This window comes from Actinoplanes xinjiangensis (assembly GCF_003148685.1).
Lineage (GTDB): Bacteria > Actinomycetota > Actinomycetes > Mycobacteriales > Micromonosporaceae > Actinoplanes > Actinoplanes xinjiangensis.
The window spans coordinates 113,093-129,214 of the sequence record NZ_QGGR01000024.1 but is presented as its reverse complement, the minus strand read 5'-3'; the positions used below and the strand labels follow the sequence as shown (position 1 = coordinate 129,214).

The following is a 16,122-nucleotide window of genomic DNA, read 5'->3' as shown; positions in this document are numbered from 1 at the left end:
GTCTATAACAATCAGTGTGACGACGGCAATCAAGCATGTCAATCGACGTACGTCGACGTAATAAGTCGGTCCATGAGTCGCGACGGTGGTGGCCTGGTTGGGGTTCCGGACCCGCGAGGTGCCACAACGCATCCGGGCAGTACGTTCTCCACGTCACCCATGCCGGGCCGACGGTGACCTCGCAGCTCGGCGGACCCTGATGGCACGCGCTCTCGAAACCTGGAGGACGTCATGGCGCTCGTGCGCCGGCACCGGACACTGGCCACAGTTCTGGCGGCCGGCCTCGTCGCCGGTTGTAACGGCGGCACGCCGGAAGCCGCCGACGTGACCACCCGGCCCCAGAGTGAAGGTCTGGCTGTGGCGACCGTCGTGGCGGGACTGGAGCACCCCTGGGACCTCGGCTTCCTGCCGGACGGCCGCATCCTGCTGACCGAACGGCCTGCCCGGTTCCGGCTCGTCGACGGCGGCACGGCGAGCGAGGTGCGGGCCGACCTCACCGATGTGTCCGTCGGCGGCGAGGGGGGCCTGATGGGCCTGGTGGTCCACCCGGACTTCGCCCGGACTCGGGAGTTCACCACCTGCCAGACCCGCCAGGAAGGCCGTCGGCCGGTGGACGTGCGCCTGGTCACCTGGCGGCTGTCCCCGGACGCGGCGAGCGCCACCCGGGTACGTGACCTGTTGACCGGGCTGCCGATCAGTACCGGCCGGCACTCGGGCTGTCGGCCGACGATCGCCGCGGACGGCGCGCTGCTGGTCGGCACCGGCGACGTGGCGCGGCCGTCGCACCCGCAGGACCGGCGCAGCCTGGGCGGGAAGGTCCTGCGCATCGACCTGCGCACCGGCGAGGGCCTGCCGGACAACCCGTTCTCGTCGTCGGCCGACGCCAACGAACGGCGCGTCTACAGCTATGGCCACCGCAACGTCCAGGGCGTCGCCGTGCGCCCCGGCTCAGGGCAGGTGTTCACCGCCGAGCACGGACCGAGCGGGTTCGACGAGATGAACCGCATCCGGCCCGGCGGCAACTACGGCTGGGATCCGTCGCGCGGCGGCACCGTCGAGACGTACGACGAAAGCGTGCCGATGACCGACCGGGAACGCTTCCCCGACGCGGTCCTGCCGCTGTGGACCTCGGGCCAGACCTCGACCGAGGCGCCGTCCGGGGCCGCGTTCATCACCGGTTCGCAGTGGGGCCCGCTGAACGGCAGGCTGGCCGTCGTCGCGCTGCGCGGGCAGAAGACCCTGCTGTTCCAGCTCGACGAGGCCGGCGACCGGGTGGTCGACCTGGCGTTGCCGACCGAGCTCAACGACGCTTACGGCCGACTGCGCGGGGTCCGCAGCGGCCCGGGCGGGGCCCTCTACATCACCACCTCGAACGGCACCGACGACCGCCTGCTCCGCATCACACCCCCGGCCTGACGTCACGGTGGATCCGATCCCGGGAGCCGGTCCGGCTCGGCGAGGGCGGCAACGGTCACCAAGGACGGGCGGCGGGGCACAGAACGATGCCGTACGTGGGCGAGGAGGCATCCTGGCCCGGATGCCTCCTCCTGCCCGCGTCGTGGTCAGGTGCCCGCGGTGCTGACGTCGAGGTAGTCGATGTTGGGCAGCCCTGCTGCCGTGGGCGGGTCCAGACGGATGGTGTTGCTGCCCGCGTTCAACGGGACGTTCAGGGTGTGGGTGGCCCAGGTCGTCCAGGAGCCGGTGGGCTCGAACGGCACCGTGGCGACCGTGGCCCCGTTGACGATCAGACTCGCCGGCCGTGCGGTGCCGCCGCTGGCGGCATGGGCGGACCGGAGCCCGAGCGTGGCCGTGCCGGCCGTCGACGCGTTCACCGTGAACTCGGCGTAGGCACCCACCGCGGCGTTGCCGTTGCAGAAGCCGCTGCCGGAGTGACCCGCGTGATTCGCATCGATCGTGCCCTGGCACACCGCCGGCGCCGTCTCGGCTTCATACCGCTGCCCCGACGGTTGCGTGCCACCGGACGTCCGGACGAGTTCGAGGTCGTCGACGGTGAGGTAGCCGTTGCCGCTCGCCGCCCGGATGGTGATGGTGGCGGTACCGGCGGGCAGCGGGATGCCGGTCAGTTCTCGCCGGGTCCAGCCGCTTGACGACGGTATGTTGAGCGTGCGCGAGCTTCCGGTGGCGTCGGTGACGGTCATCTGCGCGGCGCTGAGCGAACCGCTGGTCTTGGCGAACAGCGACATCCGGTAGGTGCCGGCCGGCACAGTGATCTGTTGCCGCACGCCGCCCGCGTAGGATTGACCGGCGCCGATCTGCAGTCCGAAGCGAGACCCGTTCGCGCCGCCGTTGACGTTGGTCACGATGGAACTCGGTCCGGACTCGCGGAAGTTTGTCCACCCCCGCACCTGGGAGACGATGACGCGGTCGGCCTGGAAGTTGGGGTTCAGGGCATAGTTGTTCGCCGGCCCGGCCCGCCACTCACCGGTCGTGGCGTTGAACTGCCACTGGGTCATCGAGTGGAACTGGGGCCGGGCGCCGGTCTTGGTGATCGGCAGCCATTGGTTGTAGCCGATACCGTTCCAGGCGAAGTCGGCCCAGCGGTCGCCGGCGTAGATCACCGTGTTCTGCTTGGTGCCCTTGACCGTCACGAAGAATCCGGTCTGGGTCACGTGGCTGTAGTCCATCTCGGTGCCGGCCAGGATGTACTCGCCGGTGTAGGCGCCCTGGACGTTGCTGCTGGTGGACTCCATGACGTAGTTGACCGAGGTGTTCCAGCCGTGCAGGTCCGACGCCGCGTGGTAATACTTGCCGTCGAGTTTGAACATGGCATTGCCCTCGCGCCCGGAGGAGTTACGACCGATCTCCACTCCCGCCTCGAGCCGCAGCGAATCGGACTCCCTGAACTTGCTGACGAAGGCGCGAGAGCGTCCTTCGCGGTTGGAGAAGATCAGGTAGTCCTTGCCGTTGTCGTCGGTGAAGACGGTCTGGTCCCCGGTGCCGGTCGTGGGCGAGTTGGTGATCTGGGTCTGGAGGTAGCCGTAGTCGAAGGTGTCGGTGGGAGAGTCGCCCTGGAGGAACAGCACCCCGTGGCCGCCTCCGACATAGACCTGGGTGGCGAGCACGTACTTGCCGGTGTTCTCGTTGTACGAGACTCCGAGCCGCCCCACCCAGCCTGCCTGCCCGAGGGTGTTGCCGTTGTTGATCGGCGTGGACCGTGTCGCGACCCGGTTCTCGAACTTCCAGTTCACCAGGTCCTTCGACGAGTACACCGGAATCGATACGAACGAGACCTCGTTGTCGTACTTCTTCGTCGGGTTCGCCCGGTAGCTTTCGGCGCCGCGATAGTGCACGCCGTACCAGTAGTAGGTGTCGCCGAACTTGAAGACGCCGCCACCCTGCGAATAGATGGGGTTGCCGCTGGTGTCGTTCCAGAAGGTGCTGTTCGTGATGGTGTGGAACGTTCCTTCGTCGGCGGCTACCAGGTTGTCGGCGGCGGTCACCATTGCCGTCTTCGCGGCGGCGACTTCCGGCGCTGTCGCCGACGGGTTCGTGGCGACGCTGGCCGCGGTGTCCAGCGCCTTGGCCATCGGCGTCCAGGAGTCGCTCGTGTACCTGCTCGCGGAGCGAGTCTTGTAGTCGGCGACCAGGTCCTTCAGCCCGCGCACCATGACCAGGCCATGGGCTGTAGTCCTGCTCGACGAGAACAAGGCCCAGGAGTCGGCGGTGTAGTCCGCGGGACTGTACGGGGAGACACGGTCGTAGAGATCCATCGATGGGGCGGCTGAGGTGGGCATCGCACTGGTCGTGCTTGCCGCCACGGCGACCGGGCCGGATGCTGTCACCGACAGGAACAGCAATGCCGCAGCGGCCAGCCCTCCCCACTTCGATGTCTTGGGTGACGTACGGGTCATGGCGCTGCCTTTCGTTGGAGTTGTGCCGCGCTCTGTTTTCCTGTCCTCAGTTGACGTCGAGGTGGTCGACGTTGGGCAGCCCTGTGGCTGTGGCCGGGTCGACCCGGATGGTGTTGCTGCCCGGGTGGAGTGCGACGTTCAGGTTCTTGGGGGCCCATGTGGTCCAGGAGCCGGTGGATTGGAACGGCACGGTGGCGATCGAGGACCCGTTGAGGATCCGGATCGCCGGTCGTGCGGCGCCACTGGTGGCGCCGTTGGCGACCGGATCCTCAGGATGGCCGTACCAGCCGTCGACGCGTTCACCGTGAACTGGGCATAGGCGCCCACCGCGGCATTGCCGTTGCAGAAGCCGCTGCCGGAATAGCCCGCGTTGTTGGTGTCGATGGCGCCCTGGCACACCGCCGGAACGGTCTCGGCCTCGTACCGTTGTCCCGTCGGGGCCGTGCCGCCGGATTGCTCGAAGGCGCCGAGATCCGGTGCCGGGCCGGTGTGGGGCAGGCCGACGTCGGTGCCCTTGTCGATCAAGGTGCTGTTCGGGGCGAGGCGGAGATGAGGCAGCACGGGCAGGCTGCCGTCGGCCTGGCGTGGGGCGTCCCAGCCGGACGTCGACACACTCTGGAACTGGGCGTCGTTGAGGGTGACGGGCAGGTTCCAGGAGTTGTTCGAGGCGGTGGTACTGGTCATGTTCGAGGTGGGGGTGCCGGTGTAGGCGATGTTGTTGCGAGGGCGCCGCATCTACATATATCAAATAGTATTACGGTGGAGTCTAAGTTTGTCAATCGACGATCCTCGACTCCTGGCGAGGGAGCAGTCGGTCGGCCGGCAAGGACCTGGCAACAGGTGCTCGCCGTTGTCCACCACCAGCGGTATCCGCCGGCCGGACACGGGGCCGGCCAGGTGGAGTACCGTCGCTCGCACCCGGCCTGCTGCACGCCGAGCGTGCCCATGACCAGATACGCGAGGGCATCGGCGTCGGCGGGATCCATCACGAAGCCGCCGGGCCCCGCCACTGTCGGGTCTAACCACGCACGGTCGGCGAAGGCCGCATCACATCGTCGGCGACCAGCTCGACAGCCGCGACGCCCGCCGTCTCCGTATCACCGCCGCCGCCTACCGACTCACACGAGCGCCACGCCGCTCCTCGATCGTCCGGATGCCGGCGTGCATCTCAGCCACGGTGTGCGCCTGGATGCCGGGCTGGGATCCATTCGCGGCCTCGGCGGCAACGGCCCGCACGTACTCCTGCGCCGGGCCGGCCAGGCCGTCGTACACCGCGACGAACACCTCCCGGGCGCGCCCACGGGGCCAGCCGGGAGGCATGAGCTTGGTCGGCAGTTGGGGATCGATGGTCGGGAAGCGGCGGTAGGTGTCCATCACCTCGGTGCGAGCGCGTACCGCCTCGGCCCCGGTGACGCTGCCGTCGGTGATCCCGGGCAGCATGGCGCTCCACTGGCGGATGAAGGCCTCGTAGTGCTCGGCGATGGCGTCGATGTCCCAGGCCTCGACCGGGCTGCGGTCGGTCTCGGTGTCCAGCGGCAGGTGCTGGGCGCGGACCACGGTGATCGTGCCAGACGCCACGGCTGCCAGGTCTGCCCGCTCCCGCGTGGTCAGCGGCTGCGGTGACACCCAGACGCCGTCATACAGCGGCGCATACCCGTTCCATCGCAGCCGGACGCGCAGGGCGCTGCGCCGCGTGGTCTCCTCCTTCGGCATCGAGAAGGTCACGAACGTCCAGAACCCGTCCCAGGAATCCGGCTCGACCGCGAATTCAGCGATCCCGACACCACCGACCGACAGTTCGTCGGCGGCCTGCGCGGTCAACTGGTACGAGCTGTACCGGCCCTGCCGACGGCTGTCCAGCACCCCACGCCGCACCAGCCTGCTGATCGCCATGCGCGCGGCGGCATGGGTGACCCCGAAATCACCGAGCAGGGTGAGCAGGGCAGTTGCCGGTAGCCAGCCGTCGTTGCGCAACGTGTAGTCAGCGATCAGAGTCACCGCGATGCCCTGCGGCGAACCGCGGACGGGTCGGCGCAGCTGCCGCGCCGACCCGTCCGCAACGTCCTGGAAGATCTCCTCGAGCTGGAACGGACTGACCACTGTGCACTCCGACGCGGCTGGGTAGCGATGCAATACCGACTGTAACGGTCCACGCGTAGTGGGGCGGCCACTCACCCCGCGCCTACGTGCGGAGCGCGGACGCGTCCACGTCCCGCTGCGCCGGCCCCGGCCCCGGCCCCGGCCATCGGGGTACGACAACAACCGGTCATCGGATCGGCGCGGCAACCGTGAGGATGGTGGAACCGCTCCGGCGCCGGGCCAGTGCGCCGCGCTCGGCGAGCCACCGGGACGTTTTCATGTCAGGCTCCGTCAATCGGCTCACGGCGTACCGGGGATCATCGGTCCTCGCCCCACCGAACGCCATCGCGCTCGACCGAGCCGCCGGTCCCATCGTCACCTGCGAATCATGAGGGGAACCCATGAAGATGGACGTGATCGCCGCGGAGGCCGTCGAACCGGCATACTCCGCGGGCCCGCTGCTGCTCATTGCGGCGGCCGCTGTTCTGCTCCTGCTGTTTTTGATCATCAAGCTCAAGTTGCACGCGTTCGTCGCGCTCGTCCTCGTCAGCCTGCTGACCGCTCTAGCCACCCAGGTGCCCCTCGGTGACATCGTCTCGACGCTGACCTCAGGCTTCGGCTCCACCCTGGCCAGCGTCGCGTTGCTCGTCGGCCTCGGGGCGATGCTGGGTCGGCTCATGGAGTTCAGCGGCGGCGCGCAGGTGCTCGCCGACAGCCTGGTGCGGCGCTTCGGGGAGAGACGAGCCCCGCTCGCGCTGGGTGTGGCCGCGCTGCTGTTCGGCTTCCCCATCTTCTTCGACGCCGGATTCGTCGTCTTCCTGCCCATCGTGTTCACCATCGCCCGGCGACTCGGCGGCTCGATCCTGCTCTACGGCCTTCCCGTGGCGGGCGCCTTCGCAGTCATGCACGCCTTCGTCCCACCGCATCCCGGCCCGGTCGCGGCCGCGGAACTCATCGGCGCCGACATCGGCCTCACCCTGGTGTTCGGCCTGCTGATCGGCCTGCCCACCTGGGTTCTGGGCGGCTACCTGTTCGGCACCTGGGCAGGGCGGCGGTACAACCTACCGGTACCCACCGTCTTCGGTGACGACACTCCGGCAGCCCGGTCGGCCGGCACCGCCCCGGACGCCGACATCGATGCGGCCGCCGCACAATCCGCTCCGGACAGCACCGCTGTAGCCGGCGCCTCCCCCAGCCCGGCCGCCCCGTCCGACGGCGCGAAGGCGGAGGCCCAGACCGAACCACGAGGTAACCCGCCGGCTTTCCGGACCGTCATCGGCCTGCTGCTGCTACCACTGGTCCTGATCTTCCTGAACACCGGGCTCAGCACCCTGGCGACCGCCGGCACCCTGGACGAGGATTCGACACTCGTCGGCGCGGCCAAAGTGATCGGGTCCACACCGGTCGCCCTGCTCATCACCGTACTCGTCGCCATGCTGGTCCTCGGCCGACACCGCGGCGCATCGGCTGAGAAGATCGAGTCGACCGTCAACAGCGCCCTCGGCCCGGTCTGCGCGGTCATCCTCATCACCGGCGCCGGCGGCATGTTCGGCGGCGTCCTGCGGGCCAGCGGCATCGGCGAGGCCTTGGCCGACGTACTCGAGGAAACCGGACTACCGGTAATCGTCGCCGCGTTCGTCATCTCCCTCCTGCTGCGCGTCGCCCAGGGCTCGGCAACCGTCGCGCTGACCACCACCGCCGGCCTCATCGCGCCGGTCGTCGCGGCCACCGACGGCCTCTCCAAGCCGGACCTCGCATTGATCGTCATCGCGATCGCCGGTGGAGCAACCGTGCTCTCGCACGTCAACGACTCCGGTTTCTGGCTGGTCAGCAAATTCTTCGGAATGGACGAGAAGACCACGCTGAAGACGTGGACAGTGATGGAGACGCTTCTCGGCACGATCGGTTTCGCCTTAGCCCTCGTGCTCAGCCTGGTCCTCTGAAGGCTCCTTGAGCGGCAGACGTTGTTGATCTCTTCGGGTCTGGCGGTGACTCGCCGCGCGGGTGTCATCCACACGGCGATCCTCTGTCACAGCCGCGTACCCGGTCCGATCAACCGAGGTTGACGTTTGCAAGGTAGGAGCGACAGCTCCCGACCGTCAGCACCGGTCTCACCATCAGCGGCATCCGAAATTGTGACCGGTCGCCGGTCGCCGGTGGCTGACCGTTACGGCTCGCGCGGTAGCCGCCGAGTCGACCGCCTCTATGCCGACTGCGCCGCCGAGGTTCGGTGAACCTCGGCGGCGCGGATCAGGGGGTGCCGGTCCAACAATCTCGGTCAGCGGCAGGTCTTGCCCTTGTTGATGCAGGTGGAGATCTTCTGCATGGTCTGGGCGGAGTTGACGTTGATGAAGTCGTTGTGGTCGGAGAACGGGTTGTGGTCCTCCTCGGGGAAGGAGTCCAGGGCGAACTGTCCCTTGACCTGCACGTCGCGCGGGATGTCGTACGAGATGGTGATGCGCAGTTGCGGGATGGCTACGAAGCCCTGTTTGCAGGCGCCGGTGTCGGCGTCGGCGAAGGACAGGTGGTCACGGTGGTTGGTGCTGTCGATGTTCTTGCCGTCCCAGCAGCCGGGAAAGTCCTGCACGCGCTGGACCTGGCTGCCGTCCGGGCAGATCGGGTACTTGTCGGCGAGGCGGTCGGTGAAGCCGGAGCAGGTCCACGTGGCGCGGGCGTTTGCCGGTCCCCGGCTGATCGGCTTGGCGTCACCGGTAAGCGCCCGCAGGAACTTCGGCATGGGCACGACCTTGCTGGTGGCGTTGCCGCGGTATTCGATCAGCACCGACGCGGGCCGGACGATGCCGCCGGTGTTGTTCGGCAGTTCGAGGTTCGGGCCCTGCGGGTCGGGCAGCGCGGCGGGAGCGCTGGGGGCTGCCGCTCCACCGTTCTGGTTATTCTGACCGCCCTGGTTGCCTTGGCCGTTCTGGGCCTGGCCGGTCACGGTGCAGCCGGCCAGGGCCTCGAGGCCCTGGGGACGGGCGGCGTTGCGGGAGATGGCGATGCCGATGCGGTCGAGTAAGGCGGTCCGCTTGGCCTTCAGGGGTCCGAGAATGGCGTTGTCGACGAAGTTGTTCCCGCCCTGTCCGCGGGTGGTGACCAGGCGTTCGTTGGCCTCGGAGAGCTGCCGGTCGAGTTCGGCGAGGTTACGGTTGACCTCGTCGACGGCCGGAGCGGGTACGCCGGGCAGCTTGTCCCGCACTGTCGGGCACTGGATCTGCGCGGAGGCGGCCAGGGCGGCCTTCACGTCGGCGGTGGAGTGGCGCATGCCGGCGTGCATGCCGTCGTAGTTGGTGTCGCACTCCACGAGCGAGACCATGCCGGAGGTACGGCCGCCGCCGGCCGCGGCGATCTGGTCGCTGATGCCCTTGATCAGCTGGGCGCGTTGAGTGCGCAGGTCAGCCAGTACGGAGGCGTTGAGGCGGGCGTCGATGCGGCCCTTGCTCGTGGCCATCCGCTTGTTGGCGGCGGCGACTGCGCGATCGAGTGAGGCCAGGCGGCTGTCGACCGCGGCCCGGGCCCGAGCCGGCACGGCGGGCAGCCGGTCACGGACGCCGGGACAGGTCACCATCGGGGTCGTCGCCGCGAGAGCGCGTGCGGTGTCGGCCCCGGAGCGGACGGTCTTGTCGATCCGTACGACCGGCCAGAAGTAGGAGGACTTGTCGCCGTTTTTACACGTCGTCCCGGAGGCGTCCAGGTCGGCGTCGGAGGAGTTCGTGGTGATGGCCAGATTGCCGATGAAGTCGTGCAGGTGCTCGGCGCCGTTCTTGATGCCCGGCTGTGCGACGGGGTTGTCCGGGCTGAACTTGCCGTTGCCGTTGGTGCCACAGTCCACGGTGAAGACGCCCGTTGACGCCTGGGCGCCGGGCGCAGGGTTCCGCACGTTCGGCTGCACTTGCTGGATGGGGACGAACTGGTTCAGTTCGGTGGCCGCGTCCGCGGTCCCCTTACCGCCGCTGGAGACGAATGTCGCAGTCAGCGCCCCCGTCGCGGCAACGACTGCCGCGGCCATGGCGATCCGCGCGGTGCGTGTATGCACTCGCCCAACCCGATGTGGTGTGGTTCGCACGCTCTACTCCTCGAAGCCTCTCAGTGCCCGGCGGCGACTCCGGCGAGGAGTCGCTACTCCCAGGTACGGGGGACACGAAGAGGCAGACGGGTCCGAGCTGACCACGTAAGCAGTCAGTAAGAACCTGGAATCACCGACCTCCACCCGTGAACTCCCGATCGGGCGGGGCCACCTTCTCCTCCCCCACGACCACGCGTTCCAGGCCGGGTGCGGGGCCGACCGATGTCGGAGGGACTGCTCCTTGGTTACCTGCGGGCGGTCGGATCGGAGCCGACGCGGAGTGCCGGCAACTCTCGGGCACGCCACGTCGCACCCGCCCGCTGATCGCCATGCGAGCGGCCGCAGTGATCACCCGGAACTCACCGAGCATGGCCGGGAACGGGCTGGCCACAATGCACTTCGGCATGGGAGAACGGCAAGGCCCCAAGCCTGTAACGGCCCTCATGATCTGCCCCGTACCGTCGTCGGCGATCACCTGACACACCCTCGGCATACAGCGGCGAGCTTCGATTGACAGGCGTTCTTGCTATCGCCAAACTATGTGTCAATTATTATCTCCCCGGCTCACCGCCCGTCGCCGCTACTCCCCCACATGAGCGGCGCGTTCGGTCATCCTCAAGTCTGGAGAACACTCATGCCCAAACGCCGAAGGCGCGTCGCACTGCTCGCGGCGGCAGCCGCGATACCGATCGCCGCAGCAGGGATCATCTCCACGACGGCCTCCGCTGCCGCGAGCCGATTCGAGTCGGAGAGCGCGCCGGCCACCTGCGACGGCGCCATCGAGTCCAACCACGCCGGCTTCTCCGGCAGCGGATTCTGCAACGCCAGCAACGCGGCGGGCGCCGCGGTGCAGTTCTCGGTCACCGCGGCCACCGCGGGAACGGCCACCATCGGTTTCAGGTACGCCAACGGAGGCTCGGCCAGCCGCCCGGCGGACGTGCTGGTCAACGGAAACCCCATCCGGAGTGCCGACTTCGCATCCACCGGCGCCTGGACCACGTGGGCCACCACGACCCTCGCCGTGCCGGTCACCGCCGGCGCCAACACCGTCCGGCTGTCCCCGACCACCGCCACCGGCCTCGCCAACATCGACTACCTGGACTTCGAGGTCGGCGAGGCACCGCCGACCGGCCCGGGCAGGCAGATGGAGGACCTCGACCGAGGCGTGCTCAGCGTACGGTCCGGGTCAGCGAACCTGGTGTCGTGGCGGCTACTGGGTCTCGAATCGTCCTCGACCGGGTTCAACGTGTACCGCGGCTCGACGAAGGTGAACGCCTCACCGGTCACCGACTCCACCAACCTGCTGGACTCCGGGGCGCCCTCTGATGCCTCGTACACCGTCCGCGCGGTGGTGAACGGCACCGAGCAGGCGGCGTCCGCGCCGTCGCTGCGCTTCACCGGCGGCAACCATCTCGACGTGCCGATCTCCCGTCCGGGCAGCAACTACACCGCCGGAGACGCCTCCGTCGGTGATGTGGACGGCGACGGCCAGTACGAGATCATCCTCAAATGGGACCCCAGTGATCAGAAGGACAATGCCCAATCCGGGGTGACCAGCAACGTCTACCTCGACGCCTACCGGCTCAACGGGCAGCGGCTGTGGCGTATCGACCTGGGTCGCAACATCCGAGCGGGCGCCCACTACACCCAGTTCCAGGTCTACGACTACGACGGCGACGGCCGCGCCGAACTCGCGGTCAAGACCGGTGACGGCACCGTCTCCGGCACCGGGCAGGTCATCGGCAACGCGGGCGCCAATCACCGCAACGCCGACGGCTACATCATCACCGGCCCTGAATATCTGACCGTCTTCGACGGGTTGACCGGCGCCGTACGGGCCACGGTGAACTTCGAACCGGCCCGCGGCAACATCAGCGACTGGGGCGACAACTACGGCAACCGCGGTGACCGGTTCCTGGCAGGCACCGCATACCTGGACGGCCAACGACCCAGCCTGATCATGGGTCGCGGTTACTACGCCCGCAGCGCGATCGCCGCGTACGACTTCCGCAACGGCACGCTGACGCGACGGTGGCTTTTCGACTCCCGCAGCGCGGGCAGCCAGTGGACCGGACGCGGCACCCACTCGCTGTCCATCGCCGATGTCGACGGCAACGGCACCGACGAGATCATCTATGGCGGCATGACCATCAACGCCAACGGCACCGGCCGCTACACCACCAACTTCTACGCACACGGCGACGCGCTGCACGTGAGTGACTTCGTGCCCGGCCGCGCGGGTCAGGAGATCTGGCAGATCCACGAGCAGAGTTCCGGCGCCGCCGCCACCCTCCGCGACGCCGGCAACGGCAACGTCATCATGCAGAAGAACAACACCTGCAACTGCGAGGGTCCCGCACGCGGCGTCGCCGGCGACGTCTACGCCGGCAACCCGGGCGCCGAATTCTGGGGCACCGGAACCGGACTGGGCAACCTGTTCAACGCCTCCGGCGGCAACGTCGGCCGCAACCCCGGCAGCTACAACTTCCTCGCCTGGTGGGACGGCGACCCGGTGCGCGAACTACTCGACGGCAACCACGTCGACAAGTACGGCACCGGTGGCGACACCCGTCTGCTCACCGGCTCCGGCGCCCACTCGGTCAACGGCACCAAGTCGACGCCATCGCTCTCCGGTGACCTTTTCGGTGACTGGCGTGAGGAGATCGTCCTGCCTCGCGACGACAACGCGGCGCTGCGTATCTACGCCACCCCGACCCCGACCGACCGGCGCATCCACACCCTGATGCACGACCCCCAGTACCGCGTGGCGATCGCATGGCAGAACACCGCCTACAACCAGCCGCCACACCCGAGCTTCTTCCTCGGCAACGGCATGGCCAACCCGCCGCAGCCGAACATCCACGTCCGCTGAGACCGCTAACTGTCGGGGCGCGCCGGCCACCTCATGGCGGTGCGCCCCGCTTTTCTCCGGGAGCTTCGATGAAACGGGTCACGAGAACCTCGGCGGTCATGGCGCTGACAACCCTCCTGTCCGTCACCGCCGTCGCGATGACACCGTCCGCGCATGCCGCGATGATCCGGTACGAGGCGGAGTCACCGCCCGCCGTATGCACTGGCACGGTGGCCGCCGATCACCCCGGCTACTCCGGCAGCGGCTTCTGCGACACACCCAACACCGCCGGCGCCACGCTCACCTTCACCGTGAACGCTCCCGCGGCGGGCACCGCGAATATGGCTGTCCGGTTCGCCAACGGCGCCGCGTCGAGCCGGCCCGCCGATGTCAGCGTGAACGGCATGGTGGCCCGGTCCGGGCTCGCGTTCGAGACCACCGGCGGGTGGACCGGCTGGACGACCAAGACCCTGACCGCGCACCTGGCCGCGGGAGCCAACACCGTGCGGCTGGCCGCGACGACCACCGGCGGGCTGGCCAACATCGACCACCTCGAGGTGAGTACGACGGACGACGGGAACCCCTCGGTCATGCAGGGCGCGGACGTGTCCACCGGACAGCGGGCGAGCGACGTGGGGGCGCGGTACACCGACGCCGACGGCACCCCGGGCGATCCGCTCGACATCCTCAAGAACGCCGGAGTCAACTACGTCCGGCTGCGGATCTGGAACAACCCGCGCAGCGGCTACAACAACAAGGACAAGGTTCTTCAGTACGCTCGGACGGTCAAGGCCAAAGGGCTGAGGCTGATGGTGGACTTCCACTACTCCGACACCTGGGCCGACCCCGGCAAGCAGTACAAACCGGCCACCTGGGCAGGCCACGGCATCAGCCAGTTGCAGACCGACGTCTACAACCACACGTACGACGTCTGCAACAGCCTGAAGGCGCAGGGCACCGTGCCGGACAGCGTGCAGATCGGCAACGAGATCAACACCGGGATGCTCTGGGACGACGGCCGGGTGGTCAACGGCAACTACACCAATCTCGGGCTGCTGCTCAGGGCCGGCTACAACGCGACCAAGGCGTGCAACAGCGGCACCCAGGTGGTCATCCACACCGCGAACGTCGAGAGCGGCGCGCGCTCGTTCTACGACGGCATCCGGGCCCAAGGCGTCCAGTGGGACATCACCGGCCTGTCCTACTACTGCGCCTGGCACGGCTCACTGTCGAACCTGGCCACTGTGGTTTCCGACATGCGCTCCCGTTTCGGAAAACCGGTGATCATCGCGGAGACCGCCTACCCCTACACCACAGCCAACGCCGACAGCACCCGCAACGTGGTCAGCACCGAGTGCTCGGGCTATCCGGCCACACCGGCCGGGCAGCAGGCCAACTTCGCCGCCGTGCAGAACACCGCCCGCAACGCCGGCGCCAGTGGGGTCTTCTACTGGGAACCCACCTGGTACGCGGTGCCCGGCAACGGCTGGGACCCGGCCGACATCAACGGCTCCGGCAACGAGTGGGACAACATGGCCGTCTTCGACCGGACCGGCCGGCTCAACCCTCACATCCGCTGGTTGCCCTGACACCCGAGCCGGTTTGCCCCCCGCCCGGTAACACCGCGCTCGCCTCCGTACCCCCGCAGTTCCGCCTCTCTCATCCCCTTGCTCACCCCCCGGAGCGCATCATGAAGTTCGCCCCACTCCTCATCGCGTCGGTCGTTCTCGCCGGTACGGCTCTCGCGGTGACGACCGGCCCCGCCACAGCCGCGTCCACCCGGTACGAGGCCGAATCCACACCGGCCACCTGTGCCGGCACCATCGACTCCAACCACGCGGGATTCTCCGGAACCGGCTTCTGCAACGGCGACAACGCCGCCGGAGCGGCGGTCCAGTTCGCCGTCGACGCGACCACGGGCGGCACCGCGACGCTGGCGGTCCGCTTCGCCGGGGGCACCACGACCGCCCGGCCAGCAGACGTCCTCGTCAATGGCTCGCGGGTCACGACGACATCATTCGAGGGCACCGGAGCCTGGTCGTCGTGGGTCACCAGGACGTTGACGGTGTCGGTGAACGCGGGCGGCAACACGATCCGGTTCAGCCCGTCCACCGCCGCCGGCCTACCCAATATCGACTTCCTCGACGTCGAGATGACCGGCAGCGGACCGGCCGGCACCGGCCAGCCGAGCGACCCGAACATCCAGTACCACGGGCGCTGGGAACGGTCGAACTCGTCGTACCACGCCATGGGATGGGCCGGCGGCTACCTGGAGACCGGATTCACCGGTGGCTCCATCGGAGTGCGCCAGCGCAACACCATCGACCTCTACTACTCGATCGACCGGGCGCCGCTGCAATGGCGCCGCAACGTCTCCGGCAACGTGACGCTGGCTACCGGCTTGCCGGCCGGCGAGCACACCATCCGGATCGGCTATCGGGAGCGGGCCGGCTCGTACACCGGCGATCCGGTCTTCGGCGGCCTCCTCCTCGCTGGTGGGGCCCGGACCACAGCGGTCACCCGGCCGCAGAACCTGGTCGAATTCATCGGCGACTCGATCACCGTCGGGCAGCCCAACGCCAATCGGCCCTTCACCGCCTACCCCTGGCTCACCGGCGAGGCGCTCGGAGCCGGTCACACCCAGATCGCCCAGGGCGGCGCCTGCCTGGTCAGCCAGGACTGCTACGGCATGATGGACTGGTTCCGCCGCTCATCGGCCTCGGCCAGCCGCGACGACTGGGACTTCTCCACCTACCAGGCGACCGGCGTCGTGATCAACCTCGGCACCAACGACATCGGCCACGGCGTGTCCACGACGCAGTTCCACCAGAACTACATCGTCCTGCTCGAGCGGGTACGCCAGGCTTACCCCACCGCCCACATCTTTGCGATGGGCACGTTCCGCAACCGGTACGTGCCGGAAACCCGCAATGCCGTCGCGGCCCGCAACGCGGCCGGAGACAGCAAGGTCCATTTCGTCGACACCACGGGTTGGGTCAACACGGCCACGGACACGAGCGACAACGTCCACCCCACCGATGCCGGCCACGCCAAGATCGCACAGCGGCTCACGCCGGTCCTCGACCAGTACCTCTAGTCACCACAGATCCCCGTCCCACCACCGCGACGGCAGCACCCACCCGGTACGAGGCCGAGGCGCGCCGGCCAGGTGCCCGTCATCGACCTGCACACGCTGAGCTTCACGCTCACAACAATCTCCGTCTGCCGTCTCTTCAACGGCGACTACGGATCAG

The 16,122-nt window shown here is 68.3% G+C and carries 9 protein-coding genes; 5 read left to right on the top strand and 4 right to left on the bottom strand.

Translation table 11 applies throughout. The features are described from left to right. The first annotated feature begins 231 nt into the window (after positions 1-231). Complete coding sequence (locus BC793_RS37360; protein WP_109601246.1) at positions 232-1,416, top strand: PQQ-dependent sugar dehydrogenase; 1,185 nt, start codon at positions 232-234, stop codon at positions 1,414-1,416. A 146-nt stretch (positions 1,417-1,562) separates the two neighbouring features. Here BC793_RS37360 and BC793_RS37355 read toward each other — a convergent pair whose 3' ends face one another. The 3 genes from BC793_RS37355 to BC793_RS37345 form a co-directional block, all read right to left on the bottom strand. Continuing rightward, the gene (locus BC793_RS37355; protein WP_203896499.1) at positions 1,563-3,755 is read right to left on the bottom strand and encodes a carbohydrate-binding protein; all 2,193 of its coding nucleotides are present in this window, start codon (positions 3,753-3,755) and stop codon (positions 1,563-1,565) included. Positions 3,756-4,010: 255 nt separating this feature from the next. Beyond that, a complete protein-coding gene (locus BC793_RS50805; RefSeq protein ID WP_203896500.1) occupies positions 4,011-4,607 on the bottom strand; it encodes a carbohydrate-binding protein in 597 nt (198 codons plus the stop codon). Positions 4,608-4,982: 375 nt separating this feature from the next. Next, the gene (locus BC793_RS37345; RefSeq protein ID WP_109601244.1) at positions 4,983-5,972 is read right to left on the bottom strand and encodes a PaaX family transcriptional regulator; all 990 of its coding nucleotides are present in this window, start codon (positions 5,970-5,972) and stop codon (positions 4,983-4,985) included. 380 nt (positions 5,973-6,352) lie between these two features. Here BC793_RS37345 and BC793_RS37340 point away from each other — a divergent pair, with 380 nt between their 5' ends. Further along, positions 6,353-7,894: a GntP family permease gene (locus BC793_RS37340; protein WP_203896501.1), complete on the top strand. Its 1,542-nt coding sequence runs from the start codon at positions 6,353-6,355 to the stop codon at positions 7,892-7,894. A gap of 335 nt (positions 7,895-8,229) precedes the next feature. Here BC793_RS37340 and BC793_RS37335 read toward each other — a convergent pair whose 3' ends face one another. Further along, a complete protein-coding gene (locus BC793_RS37335) occupies positions 8,230-9,987 on the bottom strand; it encodes a DUF1996 domain-containing protein (protein WP_239170484.1) in 1,758 nt (585 codons plus the stop codon). A gap of 664 nt (positions 9,988-10,651) precedes the next feature. On the opposite strand from BC793_RS37335, the gene BC793_RS37330 reads away from it, so the two are divergent. The 3 genes from BC793_RS37330 to BC793_RS37320 all read left to right on the top strand — a co-directional run bounded on the left by BC793_RS37330 (position 10,652) and on the right by BC793_RS37320 (position 15,965). Continuing rightward, complete coding sequence (locus BC793_RS37330; protein ID WP_109601242.1) at positions 10,652-12,889, top strand: rhamnogalacturonan lyase family protein; 2,238 nt, start codon at positions 10,652-10,654, stop codon at positions 12,887-12,889. After that, entirely contained in the window at positions 12,793-14,457 is a 1,665-nt protein-coding gene (locus BC793_RS52940; protein ID WP_109601240.1) for a glycosyl hydrolase 53 family protein, read from the top strand. The genes BC793_RS37330 and BC793_RS52940 overlap by 97 nt, the downstream gene beginning before the upstream one ends. Positions 14,458-14,558: 101 nt before the next feature. Then, positions 14,559-15,965, top strand: a complete 1,407-nt coding sequence (locus tag BC793_RS37320; RefSeq protein ID WP_109601238.1) for a GDSL-type esterase/lipase family protein — start codon at positions 14,559-14,561, stop codon at positions 15,963-15,965. The last annotated feature ends 157 nt before the right edge of the window (positions 15,966-16,122 follow it).